The sequence below is a fragment of the Pseudothauera rhizosphaerae genome, from assembly GCF_004801305.1.
GTDB lineage: Bacteria > Pseudomonadota > Gammaproteobacteria > Burkholderiales > Rhodocyclaceae > Pseudothauera > Pseudothauera rhizosphaerae.
In genome coordinates this window covers 22409-29640 of the sequence record NZ_SSOD01000025.1, presented here as the reverse complement: position 1 = coordinate 29640, position 7232 = coordinate 22409, and the positions used below count along the sequence as shown (strand labels likewise).

The following is a 7232-nucleotide window of genomic DNA, read 5'->3' as shown; positions in this document are numbered from 1 at the left end:
CGGCTTTGGTGCCGTTGGAGAGCACGGTATCGACGCCGAAGAGTTCGGCGCCGGAATCGATGCTGCCGTTGCCGTTGCGGTCGAGCACGAGCAGCGCGTCGTCGGCCTTCACCCAGCCCGTGCCGGTGCGGATGCCGTCGCCGTCGTGATCGAAGAGGATCGTGCCGTCGATGCCACGCGTTTCGATGCCGTCGCCGTCAAGGTCCAGGACAAGAGGGTCGACTCGGACGGGTTGCCAGGCGCGGGCGTTGCCGAAGTAGGTGTTCGTGCCCCGGTCGATGGGGCGCATGCCGTCGGGGAGGACGAGATTGAGGAATTCATCGGCAAATTCATTTCCCAATGCAGCAGCCCAACTGTCATTAGCTTCGGGTCTAGTCAATGCATCCCACACTTGCTCTCCAAGCCATTCTCCGACCTTTCCCGCCGCATATCCGGTGGCAATGGCTGCCACAACAGGTCCACCCATGCTAACCACAATGGCTGCCGCTAGCGCACCCATTCCAACATCAAGAATTGCACCGAATGCATCGCGCCCAGTTTCGGGGTCACGATAATAATTCTGAACCAATACATCATTCATCTCCTTCACATCCGGAATGGCCTGAATTGCGCTTTGCTGACCCGGAGAGAGACTCCCCCACGCCTTAGATATTTTAGAAAGAGTGCCCGGCAAAAACATATCAATCTCCTTCGTTAGAGTTTACAAACCCTGCAACTTCAAGCAATCCGCGAAACGTTATAGCCCATGAAACCACAATCAATGCAGACAAAAATGGAAATCCAAGTGAGAAAGACGAAAGAAGCCGACCAACAGATCCACCACCTATTGGCGCAAAGAACATAATCAAAGAAACAATCGGCATCACAAAAGCAAGCAAAACAAATCTATTGCCCCCTTTAGATCTATGAAAAAATCTATCTCGGAGCACTTTTAAATAAGTAAACACCGCCGCCGGCAGCAGCAAGATCAATGTACACAAATGAATTTGTGCCAGCACCACATCAAATACACCTCCATGCTCAATTGATTTTACGACGGGAATAAAATCAAGAAAACGCAGCCACTCCAATACAGAAGCCAATATCTCACTTGGCAATATATAAAGAAAGGCAAATATTAAATATGAGATTGCAAACCACAACAAAGAAACAGCAGCATCCGTTCCCCCAGAAAACCAATGCCAAATGTTTTTTCGCACCATTTTAGTTCCCATCCAGTTAAATACAACGAGGATATCCGGTCATTAATAACGGGACACTGTCATTTAAATCCTTAGAAACTCAAATGACAATAACCCGAACAGCTTGCGCTGTAGATGAAGCCGAATTCCTCGGGGTTACGCTCATCCAGGCTCTCGGCCATGCCCGAGGTGTCGGCCCAGGCATCGAGCAGTTGGTCCAGGATCGTCCAGCGCGCTTCCCGCGTGCTAGCCTCGGTAAATTGTTCGAGCAGGCCGGCCAACTGCGGCGAGAGGCTGGCCGCTTCGCGCAGGTCGCGCACACGACCCGAGCCCACCATGTCCGGCAGGGCCGCGGCCTGTTCGGTGATGGGCACCGTGTCGGTGAATTCCCGGTAGAAGGGGTTGCTGGCGTTGAGCGAAATCATGAGACTTTCCAGAAGTAAGTTAGCCCGCGTTAGCAAGACACACCTCCTGCGCTTGCACACCCACCAACTCGGAATATCCAGCCAACCCCCTATCCACCGCATATCCTCGGCTGACCGTTTCACGCGCAGCACGACGAATTGCCGCGTAGCGCACCCCACCTTCGAGCGCCCTGCATATCCGCTCCGCCAGCCCCTCCGTATCGAAGAAATCCACCAGCATCCCGTTCTCCCCATCCCGTATCACCTCTTCCACCGGCGCGGTGCGCGAGCCGATGACCAGGCAGCCGCTGGCCATGGCTTCCAGCAGCGACCAGGAGAGTACGAAGGGGTAGGTGAGATAGACGTGGGCGGCGGAGACTTGCAGCACCTTGCGGTATTCGGCGTGGGGCAGCCGGCCGGTGAAGTGGGTGCGTGCCGGGTCCAGGGTGACTTCGCGCAGCATTTTCTCGCGCCAGTTGGGGGCGTCGGGGGGGCGCTTGCCGTAGCTGACGTCGTCTCCGCCGACGATGACGGCGTGGCAGGTGCGGTGGCGGCGCTGCACGGTCTGCATGGCGCGCATGAAGCGGTGGAAGCCGCGGTAGGGTTCCAGGTTGCGGGCGACGTAGGTGATGACCGGGTCGCCGGCCTTGAGCACGGTGCCGGAGGGGGTGGTGAGGGTGGCGGCGGGGTCCGGGCGCAGCAGGGGGGTTTCGATGCCTTCGTGGATGATCTGGATGGCGGGCCGGAAGGCGGCGGGGTGGCGGCTGCGCTGCCAGGCGGTGGGGCTCACCCCCGCGTCGCAGTGGGTGAGGTTGAGGGCGTGCAGGGCGTTCCAGGTGCGCATGCGGGCGAGGTCGTCCGCGGTGGCGGGGAATTCGGGGTCGAAGCCGGCATCGGTGCCGGTGGCGCCGTAGTACCACTCGCAGAGGTGGATGAGGCGGGCGTGGGGGAAGACGTCGCGCAGGTAGAGGGTTTCACCCCAGCCGGGGTGGGCGATGACCACGTCCGGGACGAAGCCGCGCTGGCGCAGGCGCTGTAGCGCCCGGGCGACGGCCTGGCCGTGGAGGACGGCGCTTTCCATCTGGCGCAGGTAGGGGTGCTGCGCCTGCCCCGGCGGGCGGTGGAGGCGGTAGGTGTACCAGCGCACGCCGGGCATGCCCGGGGCGGTGTCGCGCCCCAGGCCGACGACTTCGCAGTCCGGACGCCGGGACCATGCGTGCGCGAGATGGCGGAACTGGCCGGGGAAGTTCTGGTGGAGGAGGAGGATGCGCACGGGCGGCCGGTTGCTTTGCAACAACGTCGGGATAACCGTGCGACATTAACATGCCTGCCAAATAAATCCACCGTGCATTACGTCACGATGAAGCCCGCAGAGCCAACGGCCGGCATGGATACCGCCACCCGTACCGGCGCCATCGCCGCGCCACGCGCAGGACAACGGCTGGCCGGTGATCTCCCTGCGGGGTGATTCAAGGCGGCGACCTCAGCCGCCCTCCTACGCGCCGGGTTCGCGGCACACGGCCTTCTCCAGCTTGCCGACCACGCGCACGCACAGGTCGCTACACGGGCTGATACGGCAGGCCAGCACCACGCCGGCCTGCAGATCGTCCGCATCCACGTGCTGCCGGCTCATGGCCTGGCGGCTGTATTCGCCGCCGGTGACCTGCACCTTGCACACTCCGCAGCCGCCGCCGCGGCAGCCCAGCGGGATGCCGCGGCGGCCGAGGCGGGCCATGCCTTCCAGCACGGATTCGCTGTCCAGGCAGGCGTAGTGCTCGCCGGTGTCCTCGATCAGCACGTCGTATTTCATGGCCGGGTTCCTCAGGCCGCCGCCGCTTCCCTGATCGACAGCCCGCGTTCCTTGGCCAGGGTCATGGCGGTGTCCTGGATCATGTCCTCCTGGCCGCCGATCATCTTCTTGCGCCCCAGTTCCACCAGGATGTCGCGGGCCGGCACGCCGAAGCGGTCCGCCGCGCGCTTGGCGTGCAGCAGGAAGGTGGAATACACTCCGGCGAAGCCCAGGGTCAGGGACTCCCGGTCCACCCGCACCAGGTGGTCCATCATGGGCACGATGACGTCCTCGGCCACGTCCATGAGTTTGAAGAGGTCCACGCCGGTATCGATGCCCATGCGCTCGCACACGGCGGCGAACACTTCCAGCGGCGTGTTGCCGGCCCCGGCGCCCAGGCCGGCCACGGAACCGTCGATGCGCGTGGCGCCGGCCTCGATGGCGGCGATGGAGTTGGCGATGCCCATGCCCAGGTTGTGGTGGCCGTGGAAGCCGATCTCGGTTTCGGGCTTGAGCACCGCTCGCAGCGCGGCGACGCGGGCGCGCACGTCCTCGGGCAGCATGTAGCCGGCCGAATCGGTGACGTACACGGTCTGGGCGCCGTAGCTCTCCATCAGCTTGCCCTGGGCGGCGATGCCCGCGGCGTCGTTCAGGTGGGCCATCATCAGGAAGCCGGTGGTGTCCATGCCCAGCTTGCGCGCGTAGGCGATGTGCTGGGGCGAGGTGTCGGCCTCGGTGCAGTGGGTGGCCACGTGCACGCTGCGCGCGCCCGCGTCGTAGGCGGCCTGCAATTCCTTCATCGTGCCCAGGCCGGGGATCAGCAGCACCGACACCTTGGCCTGCTTCATGCGCGAGGCCACCGCCGAGATGTATTCCTCGTTGGGGGCCAGGGCGAAGCCGTGCTGCAGGGAGTTGCCCCCCAGGCCGGCGCCGTGGGTGACCTGCAGGTAGGGCACGCCCGCGTCGTCCAGGGCGGTGGCCACCTTCACCATCTGCTCCACGCTGATCTGCTCGCGCTTGGCGTGCATGCCGTCGCGCAGGCACATGTCGTGCAGGATGACCTTGCGGCCCTTCAGGTTCTCGGTCGTGCTCATCAGGCGATCTCCTCGGCCTTGAGTTGGATCTTTCCGGCGAGGATCTCCTCGGCGAACATCTCCGCGGTGCGGGTGGCGGCGGCGGTCATGATGTCCAGGTTGCCGGCGTACTTGGGCAGGTAGTCGCCCAGGCCGGCGACCTCCATGAACACGGACACCTTGTTGCCGTCGTAGATCGGCCCGTTGACGAGGCGGTAGCCCGGCACGTACTTCTGCACCTCGGCGATCATGGCCAGGATGGAGTCGGTGATGCGGGCGTGGTCCGGCTCGTCCTCGGTGAGGCAGTAGATGGTGTTGCGCATGATCATCGGCGGCTCGGCCGGGTTGATGATGGCCAGGGCCTTGCCCCGCTTCGCGCCGCCCACCCTGGTGATGGCGTTGGACGTGGTGTAGGTGAATTCGTCCAGGTTGGCGCGCGTGCCCGGGCCGATGGACTTGGACGCCAGGCTGGCGACGATCTCCGCGTACTCCACCGCCTGCACGCGGGACACCGCATGGACGATGGGGATGGTGGCCTGGCCGGCGCAGGAGATCATGTTGACGTTCATCTCCACCCGGTCGGCGTGCTCCCGCAGGTTCACCGGCGGCACGCACAGGGGGCCGATGGCGGCCGGCGTCAGGTCGATCATCATCACGCCGAGTTCGTTCAGCTTGCGGCTGTTCTCCGCGTGCACGTAGGCGCTGGTGGCGTCGAAGGCGATCTGGATGTTGTCCCCGCGCACGTGGGGCAGCAGGCCGTCCACGCCTTCGGCGGTGGTCTTGAGGCCCATCTCCCGCGCCCGCGCCAGGCCCTCAGACTGGAGGTCGATGCCCACCATCCACACGGGTTCCAGCACCGGGCTGCGGCGGATCTTGTAGATCAGGTCGGTGCCGATGTTGCCCGACCCGATCAGCGCACAACGAATCTTCTTCATTTCCCCTGCTCCTGAAGCTCGGCCAGGCGCCGCTGCTCGGCGCGCTGGGCCATGGTCTGTCCGGCCACGTAGAACTCCTCCGCGCCGTGTTCGGTGATGAGAATGCGCACGGTTTCCGGGCTGCAGGCCAGCGTGCGGGACACCGCCTCGGTGACCGCGGCCGCCACGCTGCGCTTCAGTTCGCCACTGCGTCCTTCCATCATGTGCATTTCAATGATCGGCATGGGCTGTCTCCCGTTGGCCGTTGTTATTCGACGAAGCGCACCGACACGCTGCCCAGGTCCTGGAAGCGCGCCACCACGTTGTCGCCCGGCCGCACTGCGACCGCCTCGGTAATCCCGCCGCTCATGACGAAGCTGCCCGCGGGCAGGGTTTCGCCCAGTTCGCCGAGGATGTTCACCAGCATCGCCACCGCGTCCGCCGGATGCCCCAGCACCGCGGCGCTGGCGCCCATGCCGACGATCTCGCCGTTCTTCTCCATCACCACGCCCAGCGTGCGCAGGTCGATCTCCTCCGCGTAGCGCGCCCGCCCGCCGCCCACGTAGCGCGCCGACGAGGCGTTGTCGGCGATCACGCTGGGCAGGTCGAACTTGAAGCCGGCGAAGCGCGAATCGATGATCTCGATGGCCGGCAGCACGTAGTCGGTGGCGGCCAGCACGTCCTGGCGGGTGCAGCCGGGGCCGGCAAGCGCCTTCTTCGTCACGAAGGCCACTTCGCATTCCACGCGGGGATGCACCAGGTCGGCGGTGGAAATGGCGCTACTCTCGGGGCGTGCCATGCGGTCGGTGAGAAAGCCGATGGAGGGCACGTTCACGCCCATCTGCACCATCTTGGCCTTGGAGGTGAGCCCCGCCTTCCAGCCCGCCAGCCTGTGGCCCTGGGCGATGAAGCGGCGGCGCAGTTCGGTCTGCACCGCGTAGCCGTCGCCGATGGTCATGGCCGGGTATTCGTCGGTCAGCTTGGGGATCGCGTAGGCGCGGCGCTGGGCGCCTTCGATGCGCTCGCACAGGCGCACGACGTCCTCGCGCGCCAGGGTGACGTTCATGCTCATGCCGCGCTCCTCCCGGAAAAACGGACCCGGCATTGGCCCAGGCCGCCGACGGTGCACACCAGTTCGTCGCCGTCGGCCACGGGCACCAGCGAAGATTGGGAACCGGACAGGATCACCTCGCCGGCCTTGAAGGGAATGCCCAGTTCGCCCAGCGTGTTGGCCAGCCAGGCCACGGCGTTGGCGGGCGAACCCTGCACCGCCGCGCCCACGCCGGTGGAGAACAGCTCGCCGTTCTTCTCCAGCACCATGCCGGCCAGGGTGATGTCCAGCCGGCGCGGGTCGCCCTTCGTCTTGCCGAGCACGTACACCCCGCAGGAAGCGTTGTCCGCCACGGTGTCCTGGATCTTGATCTGCCAGTCGGCGATGCGGGAATCGACGATCTCGAAGCAGGGCAGCACGTAGTCCGTGGCGCGGATCACGTCCATGGCGGTGATGCCCGGCCCCTTCAGGTCGTCCTTGAGCACGAAGGCGAGTTCGGCTTCCGCCTTGGGCTGGATCAGCGTGCCCAGGTCGATGGTGTCGCCTTCCTGAAAGGCCATGCCCGAGGTGAGCATGCCGAAGTCCGGCTGATAGACGCCCAGGAAGTCCTGCACCGGCTTGCTGGTGGCGCCGATCTTCTTGCCGATGATGGTTTCGCCGGCCTGCAGCCGGCGCGCGACAAAGCGCTGCTGGATGCGGTAGGCGTCGGGGATGGTGATGTCCGGCTCCCGTTCGAGCAGCGGGCGCAACACGCGACGGGCGCGCCAGGCCTCGAACAGCTCGTCGCCGTAGTGCTGGATCTTTTCTTCGTTCATGGCGG

Annotated in this window: 9 protein-coding genes and 1 pseudogene; all 10 read right to left on the bottom strand. The window is 64.7% G+C overall.

Annotated features, from left to right (window positions below; genetic code table 11):
- Positions 1-679, bottom strand: a pseudogene (locus E6O51_RS22130) (hypothetical protein); the annotation flags it as partial.
- A 1-nt stretch (position 680) separates the two neighbouring features.
- Positions 681-1202 (bottom strand): hypothetical protein, encoded by a 522-nt coding sequence (locus E6O51_RS21040; RefSeq protein ID WP_136386996.1) that lies wholly within the window; start codon positions 1200-1202, stop codon positions 681-683.
- Positions 1203-1273: 71 nt separating this feature from the next.
- The gene (locus tag E6O51_RS21035) at positions 1274-1606 is read right to left on the bottom strand and encodes a hypothetical protein (protein WP_136386995.1); all 333 of its coding nucleotides are present in this window, start codon (positions 1604-1606) and stop codon (positions 1274-1276) included.
- A gap of 19 nt (positions 1607-1625) precedes the next feature.
- On the bottom strand, positions 1626-2858 hold the full coding sequence (locus E6O51_RS21030) for a glycosyltransferase family 4 protein (RefSeq protein ID WP_136386994.1): 1233 nt from the start codon (positions 2856-2858) through the stop codon (positions 1626-1628).
- A gap of 222 nt (positions 2859-3080) precedes the next feature.
- Complete coding sequence (locus E6O51_RS21025; RefSeq protein WP_136386993.1) at positions 3081-3395, bottom strand: 2Fe-2S iron-sulfur cluster-binding protein; 315 nt, start codon at positions 3393-3395, stop codon at positions 3081-3083.
- 11 nt (positions 3396-3406) lie between these two features.
- Positions 3407-4468, bottom strand: a complete 1062-nt coding sequence (gene dmpG, locus E6O51_RS21020; RefSeq protein WP_136386992.1) for a 4-hydroxy-2-oxovalerate aldolase — start codon at positions 4466-4468, stop codon at positions 3407-3409.
- Positions 4468-5382, bottom strand: coding sequence for an acetaldehyde dehydrogenase (acetylating) (locus tag E6O51_RS21015; protein WP_136386991.1), 915 nt, complete (start codon positions 5380-5382; stop codon positions 4468-4470). Before E6O51_RS21015 ends, dmpG begins: the two co-directional genes overlap by 1 nt.
- Positions 5379-5606, bottom strand: a complete 228-nt coding sequence (locus tag E6O51_RS21010; protein ID WP_136386990.1) for a tautomerase family protein — start codon at positions 5604-5606, stop codon at positions 5379-5381. The genes E6O51_RS21015 and E6O51_RS21010 overlap by 4 nt, the downstream gene beginning before the upstream one ends.
- A gap of 23 nt (positions 5607-5629) precedes the next feature.
- Positions 5630-6433, bottom strand: a complete 804-nt coding sequence (gene dmpH / locus E6O51_RS21005) for a 2-oxo-3-hexenedioate decarboxylase (RefSeq protein ID WP_136386989.1) — start codon at positions 6431-6433, stop codon at positions 5630-5632.
- Positions 6430-7227, bottom strand: coding sequence for a 2-oxopent-4-enoate hydratase (gene dmpE, locus E6O51_RS21000; RefSeq protein ID WP_136386988.1), 798 nt, complete (start codon positions 7225-7227; stop codon positions 6430-6432). Before dmpE ends, dmpH begins: the two co-directional genes overlap by 4 nt.
- Positions 7228-7232 lie beyond the last annotated feature (5 nt).

What these genes read in the sequence shown, in the direction of transcription:
- dmpH (WP_136386989.1), bottom strand. Translation starts at nt 6,433, where the DNA reads ATGAGCATGAACGTCACCCTGGCGCGCGAGGACGTCGTGCGCCTGTGC.
- dmpE (WP_136386988.1), bottom strand. Translation starts at nt 7,227, where the DNA reads ATGAACGAAGAAAAGATCCAGCACTACGGCGACGAGCTGTTCGAGGCC.
- E6O51_RS21035 (WP_136386995.1), bottom strand. Translation starts at nt 1,606, where the DNA reads ATGATTTCGCTCAACGCCAGCAACCCCTTCTACCGGGAATTCACCGAC.
- E6O51_RS21025 (WP_136386993.1), bottom strand. Translation starts at nt 3,395, where the DNA reads ATGAAATACGACGTGCTGATCGAGGACACCGGCGAGCACTACGCCTGC.
- dmpG (WP_136386992.1), bottom strand. Translation starts at nt 4,468, where the DNA reads ATGAGCACGACCGAGAACCTGAAGGGCCGCAAGGTCATCCTGCACGAC.
- E6O51_RS21015 (WP_136386991.1), bottom strand. Translation starts at nt 5,382, where the DNA reads ATGAAGAAGATTCGTTGTGCGCTGATCGGGTCGGGCAACATCGGCACC.
- E6O51_RS21040 (WP_136386996.1), bottom strand. Translation starts at nt 1,202, where the DNA reads ATGGTGCGAAAAAACATTTGGCATTGGTTTTCTGGGGGAACGGATGCT.
- E6O51_RS21010 (WP_136386990.1), bottom strand. Translation starts at nt 5,606, where the DNA reads ATGCCGATCATTGAAATGCACATGATGGAAGGACGCAGTGGCGAACTG.